We start from the raw sequence: 22,812 nt of genomic DNA on the forward strand, positions 1-22,812 counted from the left end.
AGGGATTCCGAATGGCAAAAAAAATGCCTGATATCGGTGAATACAAATACGGGTTTTCGGATCGTGACGTGTCTATCTTCCGTTCTGGACGTGGACTGACAAAAGAGATCGTTGAAGAAATTTCACGTATGAAAGATGAACCTCAGTGGATGCTTGACTTCCGCTTAAAATCTCTTGAGCAATTCTATAAAATGCCAATGCCTCAGTGGGGCGGCGATCTTTCAGAGCTTAACTTTGACGACATTACGTACTATGTTAAAGCGTCTGATAAAACAGAGCGTTCTTGGGATGAAGTACCAGAAGAAATTAAAAATACGTTTGATAAGCTTGGGATTCCTGAAGCAGAGCAAAAGTATTTAGCTGGTGTATCTGCTCAGTATGAATCTGAAGTGGTTTACCACAATATGCAAGAAGATCTTGAAAAGCTTGGTGTTGTCTTTAAAGATACAGACTCAGCTTTAAAAGAAAACGAAGACATTTTTAGAGAACATTTTGCATCTGTTATTCCAGCTGCAGATAATAAATTCTCTGCTTTAAATTCAGCTGTATGGTCTGGTGGTTCATTCATCTACGTTCCTAAAGGGGTAAAAGTAGATACGCCACTTCAAGCGTACTTCCGTATTAACTCTGAAAACATGGGTCAGTTCGAGCGTACATTAATCATTGCAGATGAAGATAGCTCGGTCCACTATGTTGAAGGGTGTACAGCACCTGTTTACACAACAAACTCTCTTCATAGTGCTGTAGTTGAAATCATTGTAAAAGATAACGCATATTGCCGTTATACAACGATTCAAAACTGGGCGCCAAACGTATTTAACCTTGTAACGAAGCGTGCAGTAGCTGATCGTGGCGCAACAATGGAATGGGTTGATGGAAACATCGGTTCAAAACTTACGATGAAATACCCGGCTGTTATCATGCGTGGAGAAGGTGCAAAAGGAACGGTTCTTTCCATCGCGATTGCTGGTAAAGGACAGCACCAAGATGCTGGTGCAAAAGTTTCTCACTTAGCGCCAAACTGTTCTTCAACGATTGTGTCAAAATCAATTTCAAAACAAGGTGGTAAAGTAACGTACCGCGGTATTTGTCACTTTGGTCGTAAATCAGATGGTTCGAAATCTAAAATTGAGTGTGACACACTGATTATGGATAACGAGTCGACTTCTGATACGATTCCTTACAATGAGATTTTGAATAACAACATTACCCTTGAGCACGAAGCAACCGTTTCAAAAGTGTCTGAAGATCAGTTGTTCTATCTTATGAGTCGTGGCCTTGGTGAAGAAGAAGCGACAGAAATGATTGTTATGGGCTTCATTGAGCCATTTACGAAAGAACTCCCAATGGAATATGCCGTTGAAATGAATCGTCTTATCAAGTTCGAGATGGAAGGTTCAATCGGTTAATACCATTTTTAAGAAGAAGGGCGACCGTCGCTCTTCTTTTTTTTGTCATGAATTCTCTTCTCTTTCGTATGCTGAGAGTACATACAAAGAAGAGGTGAGACTATGAATATGCAGTCCTTATGTGATCAGTGTTCAAACGTACTACATGGACAGGGCTCGGTACATAACGGGGTTTGTTCCATCACCATCCCTAGGCACATTGCTGCTACGATACAAGGAAGGTGGGCAAAAGGAGCGATCCACGCTGGGGTGACATTCGAGTCATTCGATGAACAAGGGTTTGCGTTAAATTTAGGTGAGTTTGTCATTCTAGAAGAAGAACTTCACTCGTTTACGCAAGCTCTTCTTCAACAGGGGATCGTTATTGGTGCTATTCATAACCATTGGATCTTCACAAGTCCGACATTACTCTATGTTCACTTCCAGTCAATTGACCTACCGATTCAATTTGCTCAAAAAACAGCAAATGCAATGCAAACATTACGATCTTTGTAAAAGAAGGTTGTAGAGAATCGCATTTCCTACTTGTTTACGTTAAAATAGAAAAAAACAGCTCTGGGGGAACGGAATGTGATTTACATTGGTTTAACTGGTTGGGGGGACCATCATTCTTTATACGAAGGCATTAAACCTCATCAAAAGTTAGAGACCTATGCTGGCTACTTTCCTATAGTTGAGCTAGATTCGAGTTTCTATGCTGTGCAATCACAAGCTTCAATGGAAAAGTGGATCAAAGAAACACCGGATTCTTTTCAATTTATTGTAAAAGCCTATCAAGATATAACAGGACACACGCGAAATGAATCGCCTTTCTCATCACGAGAAGAGATGTATCAAGCATTTACGGCTTCATTGGAGCCATTAATAAAAGCAAACAAGCTTGCCATGGTACTTTGTCAATTCCCTCCATGGTTTGATGTCCAGTCAAAACACGTACAGGTTCTTCGGTATGTGCGAGAAAAGCTAAGAGACTATCCAACGGCATTGGAGTTTCGGCATCAGTCTTGGTTCTCGTCCCAATATAAAGAAAAAACACTGCAATATATGTGCAACGATAACTGGATTCACAGTATTTGCGATGAGCCTCAAGCAGGAGAGGGATCTGTTCCGACCATACTTGAGCCAACCGTAAAAGAAAAAACACTCGTTCGTCTTCACGGTCGCAATCGCCACGGATGGAACGGTCCAAGAAATGGTGAGAATTGGAGAGAGGTTCGCTATTTATATGATTACAATAAGCAAGAGCTTAGGGAATGGGAAGCCAATCTAGTGCAGCTAGCTCAAGAAGTAGAGAATATTTATGTTGTGTTTAACAACAACTCGGGTGGACATGCGGCAGGGAATGCACGAACGCTTATTCAAGATATGAACATCGTGTATGAGGATTTAGCCTCTCGACAATTAGATTTATTTTAATGGCTAGGGGAATGCGCTTTGATGATTCTATTGTTTTTACTTGTTGGTTTTATAGCAGGAGCGTTCGGGAGCTTGCTTGGATTAGGTGGAGGCGTTATTGTTGTTCCAGCACTACTGCTGATGCCTTTGATCGTTACGGATTTAAATACTATTTCTGCTCAAGCTGCTGCAGGAACATCATTAGCCACAATGATTATAACAGGTTTATCTTCTGTGTTAGCCTATCATAAACAACGTGTCATTGACGTAAAAAGCGCGTTTATCTTTTTAATCGGCATTGTACCAGGGGCTGTGCTCGGGGCTTTTGTAAGTCGAGCCTTACCTACAGAAGCGTTTTTAGTTTACTTTGGCTTCTTCATGTTAGTAATCGCGTTAAGTCTCTTTTTTCGACCTAAGCATCACATTGAAAAAAGAACGCAAAAATCGTATTGGCGCACAGGTGTAGACGAAAGTGGCAAGCCATTTGCCTATGGTTTCTCTTATCCAACGGCTATTCTCATTAGCATCGTGGTCGGTTTTTTATCGAGTCTATTCGGTGTGGGTGGTGGAGCGATTATGGTTCCAGTTATGATGCTAGTGTTCGGCTACCCAATCAAAATAGCTACAGCAACAGCGATGTTAATTGTGCTGTTTTCGGCGATTGTAGGAACTGGCGCACATGCAATAGGTGGACATATTGAATGGATGCTTGTACTGGCTCTTATCCCAGGTGCTTGGCTTGGGGCGACGTTTGGTGCTTGGCTCAATCGACGCCTGCAATCGAATATGCTTTTAATCGTTATGAGAGTCGTTTTTATTGCGCTAGCTATCCAGCTTATCGTCCAAGGGTTTATGTAAGGGTAGTTGATCAAGGAGGGATCGTCATTAAGACAACTGTAACAATTTTTCATACGAACGATATCCATAGTGGTTTTCAAAACTGGTCAAATATCGTTGGATACATAAAGCAACATCGTTCTCAACACACACGTTATGTGGATTTAGGTGATCACGCGGATCGAGCAAACCCAATGACGGAAGCTACGGCCGGGGTTGGCAATATTCAATTGTTAAATGAAGCGAACGTTGATTTTGCAACAATTGGTAATAATGAAGGGGTTACCTTTTCTCAAGAAATGTTAGATGATATGTATAGCGAAGCGCAATTTCAAATCATTTTAGCAAATCTTCGAGACCGAAAAACGGGACAGCGACCACATTGGGCTGTTCCCTCCCTCATTGATGAAATGGACGGCATACGGATTGGTTATATTGGCTATACCTCAGCTATGACGCATTTTTATGAACAGTTAGGGTGGGATGTTTCTTATACAATTGACGACATTCAAGCCGATGTTAATCGATTAAAACCGGACGTTGATGCTGTTATTTTATTATCTCATCTAGGTTTACCAAAAGATGAAATGATTGCAAAAAACGTCCAAGGAATTGCAGCAATTATAGGTGCACACACGCACCATAGTTTACACGGTGGGTTGAAAATCAATGAAACATGGATTACCCAAGCTGGAAAACACGGTAATTATTTTGGTGAATTGACGCTAACATTTGAGCAAAATCAGTTGATCCATACAGAGCCAAAGTTAATTGATCCAACACAATGTCAGGAAGACGAAAGTAGTAAGCAGCTTTTAGAGACGTTAAATCAACAAGCAACTACTGCCCTTTCCGAACCAATGATTGCACTGACAAAACCATTTGATGTGAAATGGTTTGAACCAACACATGCGACACAGGGATTATGCGATGCACTAACCGAATGGTGTGGCGAAGAGATTGGTATGTTGAATGCAGGAGTGCTAATGGAAAGTTTACCAAAAGGCAATGTGACGTATGGGGATATTCACCGAATCTGTCCACACCCCATTAATCCATGTATTGTGGAATTGACAGGGAAGCAATTAATCGATACAATTCGCAGAGCTCAGACCGATGATATCGTTAAGCTAGAGCTAAAAGGCTTCGGTTTCCGAGGAAAAGTGCTCGGGTTGATGTTGTTTACTGGTATCGACATTACGTCCGAAGGGATCTTTGTAAAAGGTGAGCACGTAGTTGAGGATGCGATGTATCGACTGGCAACCCTTGATATGTATACATTTGGTTTTTTATTTCCGCATATTGCGAATGCAGCTTATAAACAATATTTACTGCCTGAATTTTTACGTGATATAGTTGCGAAGTTATTGCAGACAGGAACAAACACGTTTTCTTTTTCATAAGGTGTGAAGAGACCAGTTGAAAAAGGAGCGGATTTGTCCAATGATAAACGTTGATCCTATTGTAATTGATGGCGAAACATTTTTAGCGATTACGGTGAAATTACCAAAGACTAATTTTATGGCTGTTACATGTGATGCAGGTTATATTATGTGTGGCGCTTTAGATGTAGGGCTCTTAAATGATAAGCTTAAAGAGAGAGGCATTATCGCTGCACGTGCAGTTGGGGTACGAACGATTGAACAGTTACTAGAGGCCCCACTAGAATCTGTCACGTTAAAATGTGAAGAATTAGGTATAACAAAAGGAACCATTGGCAAAGACGCTTTATTAAAAATGAAACAAGTAGAAGAGTAATTGATTGAAGGGATGAAGCTAACAATGCAGCAATATTTACAGCTATGCGAGCATGTGCTAACACAAGGCTCGCAAAAATCAGATCGGACAGGCACTGGAACGATTAGTACATTTGGGTATCAAATGAGATTTGATTTACAACAAGGATTTCCAGTTGTCACGACAAAAAAAGTCCATCTTCGTTCTATTATCCATGAGCTTCTATGGTTTTTACAAGGTGATACGAATATTAATTATTTAAAAGAAAATGGCGTGCGTATTTGGAACGAATGGGCAGATGAGTCAGGCGATTTAGGACCTGTATATGGGAAACAGTGGCGCTCTTGGGAAGGAGCTAATGGAAAAACTGTTGATCAGATTAAAGAAGTCGTTGAACAAATTAAGACGAATCCAGATTCTCGTCGTCTTGTTGTGAATGCGTGGAATGTGGCAGAGATTGATGATATGGCTCTCGCCCCTTGTCACTGCTTGTTTCAATTCTATGTTCAAGATGGAAAATTATCTTGTCAGCTGTATCAACGAAGTGCAGATGTGTTTTTAGGGGTTCCGTTCAACATTGCATCTTACGCATTATTAACGATGATGATTGCACAAGTTTGTGATTTAGAGCCTGGAGAATTTGTTCATACTTTTGGTGATGCCCATCTTTATTCCAATCATATTGAACAAGCCAAATTGCAGCTAACAAGAGATCCTCATCCACTGCCAACGATGAAAATAAATCCAAATGTGAAGAATATCTTTGATTTTACAATTGAGGATTTTGAATTAGTTGGCTATGAAGCACATCCGCACATTAAGGCGGAGGTATCAGTATGATTATTTTTGTGTATGCAAGAGACAAGCAGTATGGAATCGGAAAAGATAACGATATGCCTTGGCACTTGCCAGCTGATTTAAAGCATTTTAAAAACACGACTACGGGTCAAACGATCGTGATGGGGAGAAAAACATTTGAATCGATGAATGGCCCACTTCCAAATCGTCGTAATGTCGTTCTAACAAGAAATGAAACGTTTTCTGCTCCTAATACAGAAGTCGTTTATTCCATTGATGAAATCGTGCAGGAAAGCAAAGAGCAAGATATTTATGTTATTGGTGGCACAGAAATTTTTAAGTTATTCTGGGAAGAGTGTGATAAGCAAATTGTAACGGTCATTGATCATGTTTTTGATGCGGATACATTTATCCCTGCACTTGATAAAGAAACGTGGGATTTGGTTGAAGCGATTCAAGGTACGATGGATGAGAAAAACCGCTACCCTCATGAGTATCGAACGTATGTGAGAAAGAAATAACATTTTTTAGTTCAAAGCCTAGTCCCCCTTGCATAGAAATAGACAAGAGGGGGTGGGCTTGTTTTGCGTAAACGTCATCGATTTCAACCGATAAAAGCTGCTAAACAATCTGGAGCTCCTTTGCCTTTTCGATATGTCTTGCTATTCTCGTCTATCTTATTTGCGATCTTGTCAATTCAAGGATTGTGGTTCGTTGATTCTCAACTTCGACCCATTATTTCGCAAATTGCACATCGTGAAATGGAGCGGGTCGCAACGTACACGATTGAGCAGGCAATGACAGAAGAGCTTTCCAATATGGATATGAGTGAAATCTTTATAAAAGAAACCAATAACGATGGAATTGTCGTTTTTCTTGATGTTAATACGCAAAAGTATAATGAATTAATGGGACGGGTTCAGCATCGGGTTCATGAAGTCATGAATCAAATTCAGCGTGGAGAGATAAACAGCTACGGTGATCAAAATCATGTTGTTGCAACGATTCCTCTAGGTCGTGCATTCAATAATGCGCTATTAACCGATGTAGGACCTGGCATTCCTGTTCGATTTGCATTAATGGGTGATGCAAAAGTACAAATGAGGGATGAAGCAGAGGCACTCGGCATTAACAATACACGGTTATCTTTTTATGTGAACATTGATGTCAATATGGATGTCATCCTCCCGTTTTCTGAAACATCGGATACGATATCCGTTGAATTGCCAGCAGGATTTGCTTATGTTGCTGGACCTGTCCCACAGTTTTACGGAGGGCAAGGTGGCTTTGGGTATCCAGTCATTGGTGAAGAAGACATGAACCAAGAAGAGATGAATGAACAAGACGTGAATCAAGAACAAGAAGAATAGAGAAGCGAACGTGTACATCATTCTGTTTAAAAATGTCGTCAAATCTGAACGGTTTCACTTAATGAGATACATGATTACATTTGAACGAAACAAAATAGTAAAATTGTCGTATTTTGTCATTGTTTGTGAAACAAACGTATGGTAAGATAAATGATGAATTGAATAGAACACCTCATCTGCTTGATGGGGTAGAGGCGCAAAAAAAATCAGTACATGCTTGGAGCTTGAACAGCAATGATTAGAGTGGAAAGGTTTTTTTGCCGAAGCGAAAAGAAACGTTCATTTCTTTTTAGCTGGGTCGTCATTTAACAAGTGGCGGACTGTCACAGGAAACTGTGGAGGACTACTATGGATGGGACTGTTAATTGTTTTAGACAATAATGGGTTTATACCATGATTGTCTTTTTTTTGGTTACAGTCTTTAAAGGAGAGGTTATTATGGATCACGTAGGTTGGTTATCACTTGTTCCGCCGATTGTGGCGTTAACATTAGTGATTTTAACAAGAAAGGTTTTTATTTCTTTAGGAATTGCCATTTTAATTGGGGCATTTATCGCATTCGAAGGCATCATGCAGGCTTTTGCTGGGATTTTTCAAACCTTTATCTCGTTTTTTATTTCGTTTGAAACATTGGAAGAGCCAAGCTTTGCAGGAGTTGTGCAATCAATGGTTGAGAATGGGGTTTCCATAAATGATTGGGAACTAAATATTATGTTGTTTCTAGTCTTTCTAGGAATTGTTGCGAGTCTGATTACGTTCTCTGGTGGTGGACAAGCTTTTAGTCGCTGGGCAGAAAAACGAATTACGACGAGAAAAAAATCATTGTTTTTACCGTTTGTATTAGGAATTATTATCTTTATAGATGATTACTTTAATGCTTTAACAGTAGGAAATACGAGTCGACCTCTAACCGATCGTTATCGTGTTTCACGGGCAAAATTGTCTTATATTGTCGATTCAACATCAGCGCCAATCTGTGTGATTACGCCTATGTCAAGTTGGGGTGCATATATCATTGGGATTTTTGCATCCGTGTTTGCTGCGAACCAAATCATTGAATATAGTCCGCTTCAAGCATTTATTTACACGATACCCATTAACTTTTATGCGTTAATCGCACTTATTTTCATTGTATTAGTCATTGTTTTTAACATTGATATCGGGTTAATGAAACAGCATGAAAAACGAGCAAAAGAAGACAACCAGTTAACAGATCCAGCTAAAGGAGAAGTGCCAGGAAGTTTATCTGCTGATTTACAGATGGATAACGGGCGTGTCTCGCAATTGTTTGTGCCGATTCTTGTTCTTGTAATTGCAACCGTCACAATGATGTTGGTGACAGGTGCTCAAGGCGCGAGTGGGGATGGCGTAGACGTTACAGTCTTAACGATGATGGAGTACACTGACATTGGGTTATCGCTTTTAGTCGGTAGTTTTATCGGTCTTTTAACGACGATTGCGATGACCTTTATGACAAAACCAAAAGCGTCTGATTTTGGTAAAGCCGTGATTGCTGGTGTCAAATCAATGCTACCTGCAATTGGAATTTTGTTATTAGCATGGACGACGATTGAAATGATTGGCTTACTAGGTACAGGAAACTATTTGGCTTCATTAATTGATCAATCCATTCACCCTGGATTTTTACCAGTGCTTATTTTCTTAGTAGCCGCGTTTTCTGGATTAGCAACTGGTACGTCTTGGGGGACGTTTGGTATGCTCTTACCGATTGCGGCGCAAATTGCTGTTGTTGTTGAACCAACAATGCTTATTCCAATGCTTGCGGCTGTTCTCGCTGGTTCTATTTTCGGTGATCACATTTCACCCATTTCGGATACAACAATATTGTCAGCAGCAGGTTCTGGCGCCCACCATATGGATCATGTCATTACCCAGTTACCGTACGCGATTATGACAGCCGTTATTTCAACAATTGCCTTTTTCATTCTTGGATTCTTCGGTGCAGTTGTTGCTTGGATTGCCGTAGCAGTTATCCTTGTTATAGCTGTAGTGATTCTGCAACGAATGAACAAAAAAGATGCTGTAGCATCATAAGTAATAGAGCAAAGCATCTGCTTTGCTCTATTTTTTTGCTTGTTTTGCCGCCCGCTCCCATTGTTTTAAGGAAGGGAACGGGTCAAAGGACCATTCTGTTACACCATTATCACGATACATGCCGTAATGTAAATGGGGTGGAAATTTCCCTTGCGTCCCTGGTTTTCCATAGCCAGATGAACCGCAATAGCCAATAACTTGACCAGCTTCCACAATGGTGCCTTCTTCTATCCCTTTTTCAAAACCACTTAAATGAGCGTAATAATGATAAATGTTATCTAAATCACGAATACCCACACGCCAACCACCATAAGGATTCCAACCTTTTGTTTCAACAATTCCATAAGAAGACGATTGAATCGGAACGTTATAATTTGCAAAAAGGTCGGTTCCTTCATGAATGCGTCGACCACCCCAACCACGTCTGTCGCCCCACGTGCTACGATAGCTATAATTATGGTGTAGTGGCATAACGAAGGCATGTTTATGAAGGTCAAGCGTTTGAAACTGTTGATACACTTTTGCATGGCCAGCGACAATATTTACGCTTTGTTCGCGTTGATAAATATGCCATAACGCAATGCGAAAGTCTTCTTCTGTTAGACCGTACGACTCTAAATAACGGGCAAGTGTATAAAGGACATCTTCGTCATCGTTTAGTAAAGCTTTTCCATCCCCATTTCCATCTAAGCCAATTCCTTCGAACAATTGAATCGTATTGGGATTATCATCGTCTTGATTTGGGTTTAACGGACCAATCCATTCTTCTTTTGCATAGTAAATTGAAATAAAGCCTTCTGAATCTGGTCGATCGCGTAATGCTTTTCGAAGACCGCGCTCATACGAATCAACCGCAGCTAAGTAATACCAGGGAACGCTCGTAATGGTTTCCATTTTATGATATAAGGCATTTCGTTCAATATAAGGATTAGGCGTTTCCTCTGCTTGTGCTTGAGGAATAATAGGGCTAAGGCAAAACAAGAAAATCAATATCGAACTAATGACGGAACGATACGTGAACATTTGCATTCTCCTTTCTCAAGCTTTTGCTTAGTTTCTTCCTGTTAGGCAAAAAACATTACAACAAAAACTTGCCATTTTTTGTAGAATTTTTGTGAAACGTCATTGGTCAAGTGGCTTAAATCATGTTACGATTAATTTGATAAAAAGAATTTTCCCAAAGAAGGGATGTTTTTGAATGACTGAAAAAAAAGACATGCATCTACGTAAGCCAGATTGGTTGAAAATTAAACTAAATACAAATGAATCGTATACAGGCTTAAAAAAAATGATGCGAGAAAAGAAGCTACATACAGTGTGTGAAGAAGCTAGATGCCCGAACATCCATGAGTGTTGGGCCGTGCGAAAAACAGCAACGTTTATGATTCTCGGAGATACTTGTACAAGAGGCTGTCGCTTTTGCGCAGTTAAAACAGGGCTCCCAACAGAATTGGATTTAGAAGAGCCAGAGCGTGTTGCGGACTCTGTCGAAACAATGGGATTAAAGCATGTCGTCATTACAGCAGTCGCAAGAGATGATTTGAAAGATGGCGGCGCTTTTGTGTTTGCTGAAACTGTAAAAGCTGTTCGTCGTAAAAGTCCTTTTTGCACAATTGAAGTGCTACCGTCGGATATGCTCGGAAATGAACAAAGCCTACAAACGTTAATGGACGCTAGACCAAATATCATGAACCATAACATTGAAACGGTTCGCCGTTTAACGCCAAAAGTACGTGCGAGAGCGAAATATGATCGTACATTAGAATTTTTGCGTCGAGCAAAAGAAATGCATGCAGACATCCCAACAAAATCAAGTATTATGATTGGACTAGGTGAAACAAAAGAAGAAATTGTGGAAACGATGGACGATTTACGCGCTAATGATGTAGACATTCTTACCATCGGCCAATATTTGCAACCAACGAAAAAACATTTAAAGGTTATTAAATATTATCATCCAGATGAATTCGCTGAACTAAAAGAAATTGCATTAAGTAAAGGGTTTAGTCATTGTGAAGCAGGTCCACTTGTTCGCTCTTCTTATCATGCAGATGAGCAAGTGAATCAAGCTCAGGTGAATATGGAAGCAAAAAAAGTGCAGAGCGAAACACATGTCTCTTCATAAGTAAGAATTTAAAAAAGCTCATCGACAATGTCGACAAGCTGAAGACCGTTGGCATTAACGGTCTTTTTTATTTGCCTTCTCGTAGTGCTTTTTGTTTATCGCGCATAATGTCCATATCTTCATCTGTTCCTAATTCCACATTACCTTGAGGGTCTTTCTTTAATTCCTCAATTGTATCTTCAATTAAAGATGCATTTTCTACACTTCCTGAAGTGGAGTTTTGGTAGCGTTCAATATCTTTCATATGCATTGGGTCATTTGAAACATACACATCATAAAAGCTAGGCACAACAGATAAGGCTGTACGTTTTACTTGATCGGCTACAAGATTTTCTGGCTGGTCGTCTCGTTGTTCATAAACGGCAAGAACGTACTTGTCGGTTACAAGTACAGCTGCTTCTTCGATTGATGGGTTATCAACAATCATACGTGAAATGCCTTCAGCTAACATATCGCGATTGACAACTAACGCGCCAGCTTCATCATTATTGTGCTGCATTTCTTCATACGTATGCTGAGAAAATCCATAACCACGGGCCATTAAATTTGAGTCGTATTCTGTGCCTCTAGCGGTTTGATGTGCTTCGTTTGTTTCATAAATTCCTTGTTGAGATTGTTGGTTACAAGCTGTGAGAACACTAACAGCAGCAAGTATAGTAAGTGCAATCCTCATTTGAATCCCCCATTCAAAATTTATCGTGCACATTTACTATTCCACGCAAAAGGATTGCTTAGTGGTAACAAATAATGGATGAAGAAAACGGAAAGACTACAGAGAATTGTGAGCAAATATGATAAACTAAGGCTAGTACGTCTGAAGAAGTGAATTGAGGTGGTTTTTCATGATAACCATTTGTGGTCAACATTACGAAGTCGTTCAAGACGAGAAAGCCGGTTGGGACGAAGAAGCTTTTAAAGCGCGTTATAGTGACGTGCTCAATAAATACGATTATATTGTTGGTGATTGGGGTTACAACCAATTGCGTTTGCGTGGATTTTTTGAAGATAAAAATAAAAAATCAACGTTTGATAAAAAAATTAGTACACTACCTGATTATTTATATGAATACTGTAATTTTGGTTGTGCTTATTTTGTCGTCAAACGTGTGAGCGAAAAAGCGGCAACGAATAAAAGCTAATGGCGGAATCTCCAAGGGAGCATTCGCCATTAGCTCGTTTGTTTAACCGTTATTCATCATGAGTAGGGTGATGACTTGGGTATTTTCGCGGTTGATGGGCATGTTGTTCTTTATCATTGTAGTTAAACGCACTGTATTCACGTTGGTCATCTTCCCATGGTGTTGATTTATTTTCAACAGGAGTATCTTTATGAATCGGTGACCCATAAGGCCCTTCAGGTGTCGCTTCAGGCACAATATATTGGTGAGAGGCTTCAACATTTTTAAAATCATGGTAGGTGTCTTTTTCTGCCATGTGATCTCCTCCTTTAAGAGCATTATGCCCAGTTAGAATAAAAAAAATGAACACATCAGGAGGAAAGGCATATGTATTTTGTTGACAGAAAAAGAATAGACGACGTGTTGTCCAATATGGAAGAACTAACACATTTTTTAATGAATGAGAAGGCACCAGAAGACATGAGAGGAAAACTCTCTCTTGAACGAGCTGTAACCGTCCTAATTGAATCCATCATCGATGTAGGCAATCAGCTCATAGATGGGTTTATTATGCGGGACCCAGGTGGCTATGAAGATATCATTGACATCTTAGAAGATGAAAAAGTCATTACGTCAAGTGATGGAGAATCGTTAAAGGTCGTCATTCGTTTACGTAAACCGCTTGCTTATGAATACACAACGATTGACCATCAAGCGCTGTACGAAGATGTAAATAATCAATTAGAAAGCTTAAAACAATTTCCCCAACACATACAGGTCTATTTAAAAAATGAACTAGGTGTGATTACAGCGTTTATTCCTGAGGAGAAATAAAGATGAAACATCAATTTAAACGTTATTTATTTGATTTAGATGGTACCGTTTACAATGGAGACACACCGATTGACAGTGCGGTTGCATTTATTCACAAACTAAATCAACAAGCGATTCCATATGGGTTTATTACAAATAACTCTACAAAAACGACGGAACAAGTGGCGGACAAGCTTAGGAAATTTCATATACTTGTTGAACCAAAACAAATTGTAACGTCTGCGTCAGCGACGGCTCTTTATGTAAAAAAACAAGCAGCGAATTCCTCTGTCTATGTAATTGGCGAAACAGGATTGCAAAACGCATTCGCTGATTTTCAAAAAGATGACGAACAACCAGATGCCGTGATTGTAGGACTAGACCGACAAATCACGTATGAAAAATTAAGCAAAGCCGCACGGTTGATTCGCGAAGGCGCGCAGTTTATTGCGACAAATCCTGATCGAATGCTTCCGTCAGCTGATGGACTTGTGTGTGGCAACGGAGCTCTTGTGGCGGCTATTGCATATGCCGCTCAAAAAGAGCCTATTACAATCGGAAAGCCGAATGAAGAAATCGTTTCTATGGCTTTAGAGCAGCTACAGTTTTCAAAAGATGAAACGATTGTAGTTGGGGATAATTACGAGACTGATATTATGACCGGAATTCAAGCTGGTTTAGCTACTTTGCACGTACAGACCGGGATTACCGTTGATTGTAGCATTTATGAGAAGCAGCCAACTTTTTCAATTGCTTCTTTAAATGATTGGGTGATTTAAGAGAAGAAAATAAGCAAAAATGGATGATTCCTTTGATAGGAGATCATCCTTTTTTTTACTCTGTATGCTCTCTACGGTGAGCGAGACGGCTTGAAGCGGCAGCAGCAATTGCACCAACAATATCATCTAAAAATGTATGACAATAAGAGGAAGACTTATCGTTTAGTTTTTTGATTATGCCTGGTTTTACTTTATCAACGTATCCATAGTTCGTAAATCCGATTGATCCATAGACGTTGACAATAGATAGCGCAATAATTTCATCAATGCCGTATAGTCCTTCATCACGTGCTAAAATGGATTGCAATGGTTCATCGAGCATCTTTTTCTCTGTTAATTTATCAAGCTGGATGCCAGTTATGATAGCATTCTGCACTTCTCTTTTCGAAAGCACTCGATCGATATTGTCGATACACGCTTGAATGGTCAAAGCAGAGTGATAGTTGCTTTGTAGTTCGTATACAAGCTCCGCAATTTCCTCAATCGTGACGCCTCGTTCAAGCAAAAGATCTCTAGCCGTTCTTTCAACAGCATCCATATCATCCCTCCACATTCGCACAGTCATTCTTTCCATATAGTTTACGTTCCGACACACATTTTATGCGACTAGGTCATAGACTAGAAAAGGATACATATGGAGAGGAGGAATGTTCGTGCTTGAACGGAACTTGTATGATCATTATAAATTGTATTGCACGGAACGGTTTTCAATTGGTGAGTTCGAAGGATTTCAAGCGAATCAAGAATCGTATTTAATTATCCCGAAAGAGGAATTGCAAATGGAGGAGGCGCAAATGCTTGCTTTTTCCGATTATATGAGAACTGCTGGTGATCATTCCGTACTTGAACTTGTACAAAATCGATCAAATCAAACTTCTACTCTCATTGATGGTACAGAAGTTTACGTCTTTCGCATCCCTTCTGTTGAGGGGGAGCGCAGCACGAGAATTCGCTCCACTCATGATTTAGGTGGGCAGTTAAAAGGGTGGCATGCTAGAGGGCAACAAGGTGCAGGAAACTGGACGACATTGCAAGCGAGTCGCTGGCCTTCTATCTGGGAGCAACGGCTTGAGCAGCTTGAAAATTGGTACGCGCAAAAAAGAGCCACAGGACCCTCTACAATAACGGATGAATTGTTTTTGTATACGTATCCTTATTTTATGGGGATGACAGAGAATGCAATTCAATACGCAGTAGATACAGAGCTGGATATCCCAATGGAGCCAAGAGATAGCGGGACCATTTGTCATAACCGATTTAAAGAGACGTCATGGCTAAAGATCTCTGAGAGTGGGCAAATCATAAAATTACCAACAACCTTTTTATTTGATCATCCAGCACGGGATCTTGCCGAGTGGATTCGAGATCGACGTGTTCAGCAAGAGCAAAGACAAACGCAGCAAGATATCGCTTCGTTTATGAGCGGTTATGAAGAAACGCAAGTATTGTCACGGTTTACATGGCAATTAATGTATTCAAGATTGCTTTTTCCACTGCATTATTTCGAGTTAATTGAACACTATTATCGTGCACAAATACCAGGAGAGCAGTTGGGCTACTCAGAACAACTTCGTTCGTTTCTCGATAAAGAAAAACAAAATGGCGCTTTTCTAAATGAATTAGCAGAAGATGCGAAACTTCATCGTTATCAGTCGATTCCTGAATTGGATTGGATCATTGGGCAAAAAATTTAAGAATTTTCCTTGCAAAGAAAACAAACTCCCGCTATAATGTCCATTATATAAAGACATTAGTTCTTCTGAAAAAGACTTCGAGCGACTATCGAACGTTTTTTATGGATGGATAAGGAGTGGGGCAGTTGTTGATGTGGAAAGGATTACTGCAAGAATATAAAACGTATTTACCGGTAAATAATCAAACCCCGAGCCTTTCGCTAGGTGAAGGCAATACGCCACTTGTGCAGTTTGAGCGGTTATCTGAACAATGGGGAATTGAGCTTTATGGAAAGTATGAAGGATTAAACCCGACAGGTTCTTTTAAAGATAGAGGTATGGTCATGGCTGTTGCAAAAGCCGTAGAAAAAGGAAAAACGGCGATTATGTGTGCGTCAACAGGCAATACGTCAGCATCGGCAGCTGCTTATGGGGCCAAAGCTGGAATTCGTGTATTCGTCGTTATTCCAAAAGGGAAAATTGCGCAAGGCAAGTTAGCGCAAGCCGTAATGTTAGGTGCAGAAGTGATCGAAGTGGACGGTAATTTCGATCAAGCCTTAAAAACAGTTCGTGAACTTACGGAAGATTCTTCTATTGAACTTGTAAACTCAGTCAACCCTTACCGACTGGAAGGCCAAAAAACAGCAGCGTTTGAAATTTGTGATCAGCTCGGTTCAGCTCCAGATGTATTAGCGATCCCTGTGGGCAATGCGGGGAATATTTCTGCTTATTGGTTAGGATTTCAAGAATACCATCAAGCCTTTCAAACAGGGCTTCCACAAATGCATGGCTTTCAAGCTGAGGGTGCAGCTCCAATTGTTCGAAATCAAGTTGTTGAGAATCCGGAGACAATTGCGACTGCGATAAGAATCGGGAATCCTGCAAGTTGGAAGAAAGCAACGGAAGCAGCAAAAGGTTCAAATGGCGCGATTGATATGGTTTCGGACGAAGAAATCATAGAAGCTTATAAAGTGCTGGCCAAAAACGAAGGCATTTTTGCAGAGCCAGGATCTTGTGCATCGATTGCAGGCATAAAAAAAGCTGTTGCGAATGGTCAAATCGCCAAAGGATCGAAAGTCGTTGCCGTTTTAACAGGAAATGGATTGAAAGATCCTGTAACGGCAATGGATGTATCACCATCGGAGCGAGTTGTACTTCCGCATTCTACTGAAGCAATTAAAAATTATTTGCTCGGTAAAGAAATGGTGGTGTGACGATGCTTTCGATAAAAATTCCTGCTAGTACTGCAAATTTAGGGCCTGGGTTTGATTCAATTGGCATGGCGCTTAATCGGTATCTCTACTTAGAAGTGGAACGAGCTGAACAATGGTCGTTTCATTGTGATTCTCCAGGCTTAACGAATTTGAAGCCAAATAATTTAATGGTTAAAGCCGCCGAATTTGCTGCGAAGCATTTACAAATCGACTTATTACCGTGTCGTGTTTCCATGAATAACGATATCCCGCTCGCAAAAGGATTTGGATCAAGTGCGGCGGCGATTGTAGCTGGCATTGAAATCGCCTGCTATTGCGCAGAGAAAACGATTACTCAAGTAGAAAAAGTGCGCATTGCATCGTTGTATGAAGAACATCCCGATAATGTGGCACCGTCAATATATGGAGGGCTCATTATTGGGGCACACCGTGAACACCGAACAGACGTTATTAAAGTTGAACAGCCACAAGTTGATTTGGTCGCGCTTGTTCCACCAGAGATATTGGAAACGAAGAAAGCAAGAGGCATTCTGCCAAAACAGCTCGATTATAAGCAAGCCGTTCAAACAAGTGCATTAGCAAATGTGATGACTGCCGCAATGATGGCAAATAATTGGGTTTTAGTAGGCGAACTCATGATGGAAGATGAATTTCACCATCCTTACCGCAAACATCTCATCCCATATTGGGAAGAGGTGATGGCATATGTAAAGGATCATCCCTATGCATATGGTGCCGCTTTAAGTGGGGCCGGTCCTACCGTTCTTTGTTTTGTTGAACAAGGGAGCAGCGACATGTTTGCAAAAGAAGTGAAACGACGGTTTCCTTATTTTGAGTCACTCGCCTTACAGCCTGAAACGGTTGGAACAGCGGTTTCAGTTGCGCAAGCATAGCTTGAAGAAGAATTGGCATACTACTCAAAAAAGGAGGCGTATGCATGTTACACGTTAGTGAGTTACAAGATGGCCAATCAGTCTTTGTTATTTATAGCAATCCCCACACCCCTACAGTTGCCACAATTCAGGAAGGCTACATTTCGGTCGATTCACTTGGTACATCTGTTGTTGTCTATGATTACTATCACACATTAGAAGAAGATGACGCTGTATTTGCCTCTTATGAAGATGCAGAACAAGTATACAATCAGTATATGATGTAAAAAGAAGCAAACCTAGAGGGTTCTAGGTTTGCTTTCTCTGTAGAGAGACTTAGGATTAGCCCTCTTCCTCCTGCTTTTCCTCTTCAAGGGCATCAATACTGATTTCGCGATTCCGCTTTTTTTCGATAAGCGCACGCTTTTCATCTGGGTGAAGCTCTGCGGCATGCTCTGTTTTATATGTTTCGGCTTCATGCATGCGTTGTTTCGTGTCATCAATTATCGATTGAATTTTTTTTGCGTTGTCACTGCGATCGTCGTGGGTTTCCATAAAAATGTGAGCCTCCTTTAGTAGAAGTATTCTACAAAAAGTGGCGAATATGTACGTAAAAAAGCAGTAAAGCATTCGCTTTACTGCTGAATAAACTGGTGATTAAAATACTTGCTCGATTTCGGTAACCCCTGGTACTTCTTCTAAAAGGGCACGCTCAATCCCAGCTTTTAACGTAATTGTAGAGCTTGGGCAAGAACCGCAAGCACCAAGAAGGCGTACTTTTACGATTCCGTCTTCCACATCAACAAGTTCAACGTCTCCGCCATCACGTAGCAAAAACGGACGAAGCTTATCCAATACCTCTTGTACTTGCTCCATCATATCTGTGCTTGTTTCCATTTGGAATCACTCCTTTCATCTTACTCTCATTATAATCGTCTAGAAAAAAAAAATCCATGCATCTGCACAATTATTTTTTGTGGATTCCCTTCTGCTTCTCATGTAAGCTTATCATAAAGGCGAGAGAGAGGGTGGAAGGCATGCCAAAAATTGAATTTACTGTGTATGGTGCAGAACAGAAATGTGCATCTTGCGTACATTTGCCGAGTGCATTAGAGACAAAAGAATGGCTCGAGGCAGCTTTAGCACGGAAATTTCCTGATGAAGCGATGACTTTTCATTATGTTGATATTCAAGCACCACAGACGGAACAAGAGCGAGAATGGTCTGAAAGCATTTTGAATGAAAAGTTTTTTTATCCACTTGTTCTGCTAAATGGAGAAGTGATTGCAGAAGGAAACCCTCAGTTAAAAAAAGTAACGCAACAAGTGGAAGCGGCCCTTGTTCCGCAGGAAAAGCGCTAAGGAATAAACATTCCTTAGCGCTTGTTTGATCATCCACTGTGATATTTGTACATCCATAGAACACCACTTTTTAAGATACGAGCAACGCGACCGGTTAACGGACGTTCCCCCATCATACCGAAACCGTGTTTCTTACCTAATGAACCAAGCACACCTTTTAATTTAATTCGTGGCATCTCTTCAGGTAATGTCTCACCTTTCCACTGGTGCTTTAAAATCGTAACAATTTGTTCTGCTTGACCTTCTGCTAGTTGCGCACTCGGTGCATGAGGCAAGCTTGCACAATCACCAACTACGAAAAGATCGGGATGGTCTGGAATAAAATGCTGAGGTGTCAATACGACGCGACCTGAGCGATCTTTTTCCACATCAAGTTCACGTACGACGTTAACTGGTTGTACCCCGGCTGTCCAAATTACGACATCACTTTCAATTCGTTCATCATGATTGTAAAGAGCTCCTGGCTCCACTTTTGTGATATTGGAATTATTGCTCACGTCGACTCCGTGTTCAATGAACCAATTTTGAACATAGGAGCTTAATTTTTTGGGAAATTGACTCATAACCGATTCGCCACGATCAAAAAGTTTAATAGAAAGATCCGGACGGCTTTCTCGTAGTTCACTTGCTAACTCTACGCCGCTTAACCCAGCTCCAACGATGGAAACAACCCCTTCAGGTCGAACATTATTTAAGGCTTCATATGTGCGACGCGTTGCGCTCATTGTTTGGATGCTGTACGTATAAGTATCTGCACCAGGAACGCCGTGGTACTTATCTGTGCATCCTAAACCAATGACTAATTTATCAAACGGAATGGTTTCGCCGTTGCTTAATTCAATTAAATGATCGTTGGCGTGAATGGTGGAAACCGTCGCGTATTTAAGTGTTAGCCGTTCATCTTCTGGAAGAGATACCCTTAAATGGTGGTCGGAAGCCGTTCCTGCAGCGAGTGCATAGTATTCGGTCTTTAAGCAGTGATAAGGCATTTCATCAACAAGAATAATTTCCCAGTCTTTTGGCAAGTCATTAGGCAATAGTCTTTGCAGGACGCGCATGCCGCCATAACCAGCTCCAAGTACAACGAGTTTCTTCATAAGTAGAGATCTCCTTTTAAGCGAAATTGCTTTAAAACTAGTTTCAATCAGGGACATCGCTTGATGGACAAGTCCCATTCTCGTTCCTTCTTGACGAAAGGCACTCATCGTGTAACCGATGTGGCTATTGATGATATGGGCGTAATGCTCTGCCTCTTCGCCTGTAAGCGTTAAGTCTGTCTCCTCTAACAATTCAACCCAATATGCATGCAAACGCTCTTCGTTTTCGATGACGTGTTTCCAGGTTTGAATTGTTAAACTTGGATGGATATCATAATCTTTCAATAAATACAGTAAACTTGATCGAATTTGTGTTAACACATTAGATAAAGGGAGGATGCTTGTACGTTGCTCCATTAGCTGGAGTAACTGCTTCTCGAATAAGGCGTGTAAAATCGATTCTTTTGTTGGAAAGTGATTAAAGAACGTCCCTTTTGCAACTTGTGCGCCTTTTGTAATTTCTGCAACAGTCGTGTGTTCGAAACCCTTTTCATAAAAAAGAATAACGGCAGACTCTAAGATAGTTGAACGCGTTCGAGATTTTTTTGTTTTGTTCATGTATAGCTAACCGTTCGGAATTTACGGCTATCCTTCACCTCGGTACATGTTTAGTACGAATTAAAAATGACTCTGGTCAGTTTTGATTATACCGATTGCGCTTTCTTTCGACAACCCATAAATGCGAGTTTCTCTTTTTATTTCTGAATCGTTGCAGATTGACTTTATATGACCGACAAAGTAGCATAAAAAAAGAGGTGAAGCAAGTGAATGTACGGATTGAATGCTGTATGACCAATTTAGATGATGGAACGGCTGAAGTGATTGAGCAGCTACAATCAGTTCCTTATACAGAAATCATTGATTACGGGTGTTTATCTCATTGTGGATCATGCAGACATGAACATTTTTTACTTGTAAACGATACGTACATTGCTGGAACGACCGTAGATGAGCTTGTAAAGCATGTCATGAACTATGTGTCATCCCTTAACAAATAAACCAAAAGATATAATGAACAAGAGGAGGCAGTCATCTTGCAGCACATACCATTTAGTCATACTTGGCCATATGAAGTTCAAGGAAAAGACATTTATGTTGAAGAATGTCCATATTGTCAGCAACAGCATGTGTTAACAACGATGAAGCAAAAAGACTTGCGGCTTGCTAAAGAACAATTTAAAGTGCGTTTAAATATGCCGTGCTGTCATAGCGTGATGATCGTTTTAGAAGCAGATGAAGACTATTTTTGGGCAAATGAACCATTAAGAAGGTGAAGACGATGAAATTTACAAAAATGCACGGTCTAGGAAATAGTTATATTTATGTGAATATGTTTAATGAGAAAATACCCGAAAGTCAGTTGAGTGAAACCGCTGTGCGCGTGGCAGATAAGAATAAAGGGATAGGAAGTGACGGGATGATTTTAATCTATCCGTCACAAAAAGCAGCTGTGAAGATGCGTGTGTTTAACAACGATGGATCTGAAGCAAAAAACTGTGGAAATGGCTTACGTTGCGTTGCGAAATATAGCTATGAACATGGATTGGTTTCAGAAAGCGATTTTTCAATAGAAACAGCAGGTGGAATGGTGGAAGCAACGGTTTTTCCAGATAAAGCTGGAACCATATCGTCGGTCACGATTAATATGGGAAAACCGAGATTGCTTGCGGAAGAGATTCCAATGAAGGCAGAAGACCTGAAGCAAGAAGTAATAGCCAAACCGGTCGAGTTAGCAGGGAAAGTCGTTAAACTAACCGCTGTTTCTATGGGCAACCCTCACGCCGTTCAATTTGTTGACAACATTCATGAAGCCCCCGTGGAAGAATTAGGGCCTGAACTTGAGAAGCATGCGCTCTTTCCAGAGTGGGTGAATGTAGAATGGGTTGAAGTCGTAAATAAATCAGAAATTCATTTTCGCGTTTGGGAAAGAGGTTCTGGTATTACGCAAGCGTGTGGAACGGGAGCTTGTGCTGCGGTTGTAGCGAGCATCTTAAATGGTCATTTAGAAAAAGAGACAGATGTCTTGGTGCATTTATTAGGCGGAGATTTACAAATTCGATGGAACGAAAATGGAGACGTTTTGATGAATGGGCCAGCCGAATATATTTGCAGTGGAGAATGGTATTTATAAGGTAAAAAGGGCTTGCAACGAATACGCT

Annotated in this window: 29 protein-coding genes, 1 pseudogene and 1 riboswitch; of the genes and pseudogenes, 22 read left to right on the forward strand and 8 right to left on the reverse strand. The window is 40.6% G+C overall.

The features are described 5' to 3' along the window. Positions 1–11 precede the first annotated feature (11 nt). The 10 genes from sufB to ACE1TH_RS01090 all read left to right on the forward strand — a co-directional run bounded on the left by sufB (position 12) and on the right by ACE1TH_RS01090 (position 9,601). Positions 12–1,409 (forward strand): Fe-S cluster assembly protein SufB, encoded by a 1,398-nt coding sequence (gene sufB, locus ACE1TH_RS01045; RefSeq protein ID WP_099301653.1) that lies wholly within the window; start codon positions 12–14, stop codon positions 1,407–1,409. A 102-nt stretch (positions 1,410–1,511) separates the two neighbouring features. Next, positions 1,512–1,904, forward strand: a complete 393-nt coding sequence (locus ACE1TH_RS01050; protein WP_375078241.1) for a DUF1259 domain-containing protein — start codon at positions 1,512–1,514, stop codon at positions 1,902–1,904. Between the two features lie 75 nt (positions 1,905–1,979). Next, entirely contained in the window at positions 1,980–2,825 is an 846-nt protein-coding gene (locus ACE1TH_RS01055) for a DUF72 domain-containing protein (RefSeq protein WP_375078242.1), read from the forward strand. Positions 2,826–2,846: 21 nt separating this feature from the next. Further along, positions 2,847–3,662 carry a sulfite exporter TauE/SafE family protein gene (locus ACE1TH_RS01060; RefSeq protein WP_375078784.1) on the forward strand — a complete coding sequence of 272 codons (816 nt, stop codon included), beginning with the start codon at positions 2,847–2,849 and terminating at the stop codon, positions 3,660–3,662. Continuing rightward, complete coding sequence (locus ACE1TH_RS01065; RefSeq protein WP_375078243.1) at positions 3,563–5,044, forward strand: bifunctional metallophosphatase/5'-nucleotidase; 1,482 nt, start codon at positions 3,563–3,565, stop codon at positions 5,042–5,044. Before ACE1TH_RS01060 ends, ACE1TH_RS01065 begins: the two co-directional genes overlap by 100 nt. Before the next feature lie 40 nt (positions 5,045–5,084). Beyond that, a complete protein-coding gene (locus tag ACE1TH_RS01070; RefSeq protein ID WP_099301649.1) occupies positions 5,085–5,399 on the forward strand; it encodes a YunC family protein in 315 nt (104 codons plus the stop codon). Positions 5,400–5,423: 24 nt separating this feature from the next. Continuing rightward, the gene (locus ACE1TH_RS01075) at positions 5,424–6,218 is read left to right on the forward strand and encodes a thymidylate synthase (protein WP_099302156.1); all 795 of its coding nucleotides are present in this window, start codon (positions 5,424–5,426) and stop codon (positions 6,216–6,218) included. Then, entirely contained in the window at positions 6,215–6,697 is a 483-nt protein-coding gene (locus ACE1TH_RS01080; RefSeq protein ID WP_099301648.1) for a dihydrofolate reductase, read from the forward strand. The genes ACE1TH_RS01075 and ACE1TH_RS01080 overlap by 4 nt, the downstream gene beginning before the upstream one ends. A gap of 63 nt (positions 6,698–6,760) precedes the next feature. Continuing rightward, positions 6,761–7,546, forward strand: a complete 786-nt coding sequence (yunB, locus tag ACE1TH_RS01085; protein WP_099301647.1) for a sporulation protein YunB — start codon at positions 6,761–6,763, stop codon at positions 7,544–7,546. 181 nt (positions 7,547–7,727) lie between these two features. Beyond that, a riboswitch (Lysine riboswitch) is annotated at positions 7,728–7,900 on the forward strand. Between the two features lie 84 nt (positions 7,901–7,984). Next, positions 7,985–9,601, forward strand: coding sequence for a Na+/H+ antiporter NhaC family protein (locus ACE1TH_RS01090; RefSeq protein WP_375078244.1), 1,617 nt, complete (start codon positions 7,985–7,987; stop codon positions 9,599–9,601). A gap of 27 nt (positions 9,602–9,628) precedes the next feature. Here the strand turns inward: ACE1TH_RS01090 and ACE1TH_RS01095 are convergent, their stop codons facing one another. After that, positions 9,629–10,624, reverse strand: a complete 996-nt coding sequence (locus ACE1TH_RS01095) for a M23 family metallopeptidase (protein ID WP_099301645.1) — start codon at positions 10,622–10,624, stop codon at positions 9,629–9,631. Between the two features lie 175 nt (positions 10,625–10,799). Here ACE1TH_RS01095 and lipA point away from each other — a divergent pair, with 175 nt between their 5' ends. After that, on the forward strand, positions 10,800–11,726 hold the full coding sequence (gene lipA, locus ACE1TH_RS01100; RefSeq protein WP_099301644.1) for a lipoyl synthase: 927 nt from the start codon (positions 10,800–10,802) through the stop codon (positions 11,724–11,726). Positions 11,727–11,793: 67 nt separating this feature from the next. Here the strand turns inward: lipA and ACE1TH_RS01105 are convergent, their stop codons facing one another. Continuing rightward, complete coding sequence (locus ACE1TH_RS01105; protein ID WP_255223754.1) at positions 11,794–12,399, reverse strand: YhcN/YlaJ family sporulation lipoprotein; 606 nt, start codon at positions 12,397–12,399, stop codon at positions 11,794–11,796. Positions 12,400–12,568: 169 nt separating this feature from the next. Between ACE1TH_RS01105 and ACE1TH_RS01110 the strand changes: the two genes are divergently transcribed. Continuing rightward, complete coding sequence (locus ACE1TH_RS01110; protein WP_099301642.1) at positions 12,569–12,865, forward strand: YutD family protein; 297 nt, start codon at positions 12,569–12,571, stop codon at positions 12,863–12,865. A 49-nt stretch (positions 12,866–12,914) separates the two neighbouring features. On the opposite strand, the gene ACE1TH_RS01115 is transcribed toward ACE1TH_RS01110, so the two are convergent. Beyond that, complete coding sequence (locus tag ACE1TH_RS01115; protein WP_099301641.1) at positions 12,915–13,160, reverse strand: hypothetical protein; 246 nt, start codon at positions 13,158–13,160, stop codon at positions 12,915–12,917. A gap of 71 nt (positions 13,161–13,231) precedes the next feature. Between ACE1TH_RS01115 and ACE1TH_RS01120 the strand changes: the two genes are divergently transcribed. Continuing rightward, positions 13,232–13,678 carry a DUF86 domain-containing protein gene (locus tag ACE1TH_RS01120; protein ID WP_255223753.1) on the forward strand — a complete coding sequence of 149 codons (447 nt, stop codon included), beginning with the start codon at positions 13,232–13,234 and terminating at the stop codon, positions 13,676–13,678. A 2-nt stretch (positions 13,679–13,680) separates the two neighbouring features. Beyond that, positions 13,681–14,436 carry a TIGR01457 family HAD-type hydrolase gene (locus ACE1TH_RS01125; RefSeq protein ID WP_099301639.1) on the forward strand — a complete coding sequence of 252 codons (756 nt, stop codon included), beginning with the start codon at positions 13,681–13,683 and terminating at the stop codon, positions 14,434–14,436. Positions 14,437–14,491: 55 nt separating this feature from the next. Here the strand turns inward: ACE1TH_RS01125 and ACE1TH_RS01130 are convergent, their stop codons facing one another. Beyond that, the gene (locus tag ACE1TH_RS01130; protein WP_099301638.1) at positions 14,492–14,974 is read right to left on the reverse strand and encodes a phosphatidylglycerophosphatase A family protein; all 483 of its coding nucleotides are present in this window, start codon (positions 14,972–14,974) and stop codon (positions 14,492–14,494) included. A gap of 115 nt (positions 14,975–15,089) precedes the next feature. Between ACE1TH_RS01130 and yutH the strand changes: the two genes are divergently transcribed. From yutH to ACE1TH_RS01150, 4 genes are all read left to right on the forward strand, one after another. After that, a complete protein-coding gene (gene yutH, locus ACE1TH_RS01135; protein ID WP_176554289.1) occupies positions 15,090–16,130 on the forward strand; it encodes a spore coat putative kinase YutH in 1,041 nt (346 codons plus the stop codon). A gap of 131 nt (positions 16,131–16,261) precedes the next feature. Beyond that, complete coding sequence (thrC, locus tag ACE1TH_RS01140) at positions 16,262–17,323, forward strand: threonine synthase (protein WP_099302155.1); 1,062 nt, start codon at positions 16,262–16,264, stop codon at positions 17,321–17,323. Between the two features lie 2 nt (positions 17,324–17,325). Beyond that, entirely contained in the window at positions 17,326–18,216 is an 891-nt protein-coding gene (gene thrB / locus ACE1TH_RS01145) for a homoserine kinase (protein WP_099301636.1), read from the forward strand. Positions 18,217–18,260: 44 nt separating this feature from the next. Continuing rightward, the gene (locus ACE1TH_RS01150; protein ID WP_099301635.1) at positions 18,261–18,482 is read left to right on the forward strand and encodes a transcriptional regulator SplA domain-containing protein; all 222 of its coding nucleotides are present in this window, start codon (positions 18,261–18,263) and stop codon (positions 18,480–18,482) included. Between the two features lie 55 nt (positions 18,483–18,537). On the opposite strand, the gene ACE1TH_RS01155 is transcribed toward ACE1TH_RS01150, so the two are convergent. Together ACE1TH_RS01155 and ACE1TH_RS01160 are read right to left on the reverse strand one after the other, a co-directional pair. Then, positions 18,538–18,750 carry a small acid-soluble spore protein Tlp gene (locus ACE1TH_RS01155; protein WP_099301634.1) on the reverse strand — a complete coding sequence of 71 codons (213 nt, stop codon included), beginning with the start codon at positions 18,748–18,750 and terminating at the stop codon, positions 18,538–18,540. Positions 18,751–18,852: 102 nt separating this feature from the next. Beyond that, positions 18,853–19,092 (reverse strand): NifU family protein, encoded by a 240-nt coding sequence (locus tag ACE1TH_RS01160; RefSeq protein ID WP_054703678.1) that lies wholly within the window; start codon positions 19,090–19,092, stop codon positions 18,853–18,855. A gap of 140 nt (positions 19,093–19,232) precedes the next feature. On the opposite strand from ACE1TH_RS01160, the gene ACE1TH_RS01165 reads away from it, so the two are divergent. After that, positions 19,233–19,556: a YuzD family protein gene (locus ACE1TH_RS01165; protein ID WP_099301633.1), complete on the forward strand. Its 324-nt coding sequence runs from the start codon at positions 19,233–19,235 to the stop codon at positions 19,554–19,556. A gap of 29 nt (positions 19,557–19,585) precedes the next feature. On the opposite strand, the gene ACE1TH_RS01170 is transcribed toward ACE1TH_RS01165, so the two are convergent. Further along, positions 19,586–20,653 carry an NAD(P)/FAD-dependent oxidoreductase gene (locus tag ACE1TH_RS01170; protein WP_255301162.1) on the reverse strand — a complete coding sequence of 356 codons (1,068 nt, stop codon included), beginning with the start codon at positions 20,651–20,653 and terminating at the stop codon, positions 19,586–19,588. Between the two features lie 393 nt (positions 20,654–21,046). Continuing rightward, positions 21,047–21,211: pseudogene (locus tag ACE1TH_RS01175) on the reverse strand (TetR/AcrR family transcriptional regulator); the annotation flags it as partial. Between the two features lie 206 nt (positions 21,212–21,417). Between ACE1TH_RS01175 and ACE1TH_RS01180 the strand changes: the two are divergent. From ACE1TH_RS01180 to dapF, 3 genes are read left to right on the forward strand one after another with little or no spacing between them, the layout of a single operon-like run. Beyond that, the gene (locus tag ACE1TH_RS01180) at positions 21,418–21,651 is read left to right on the forward strand and encodes a YuzB family protein (protein ID WP_099301631.1); all 234 of its coding nucleotides are present in this window, start codon (positions 21,418–21,420) and stop codon (positions 21,649–21,651) included. 36 nt (positions 21,652–21,687) lie between these two features. Next, entirely contained in the window at positions 21,688–21,927 is a 240-nt protein-coding gene (locus tag ACE1TH_RS01185; protein WP_099301630.1) for a hypothetical protein, read from the forward strand. After that, complete coding sequence (gene dapF, locus ACE1TH_RS01190) at positions 21,924–22,784, forward strand: diaminopimelate epimerase (RefSeq protein WP_375078245.1); 861 nt, start codon at positions 21,924–21,926, stop codon at positions 22,782–22,784. The genes ACE1TH_RS01185 and dapF overlap by 4 nt, the downstream gene beginning before the upstream one ends. Positions 22,785–22,812: the final 28 nt, after the last annotated feature.

This window comes from Shouchella sp. JSM 1781072, from assembly GCF_041949915.1.
Taxonomy (GTDB): domain Bacteria; phylum Bacillota; class Bacilli; order Bacillales; family Bacillaceae_D; genus Shouchella.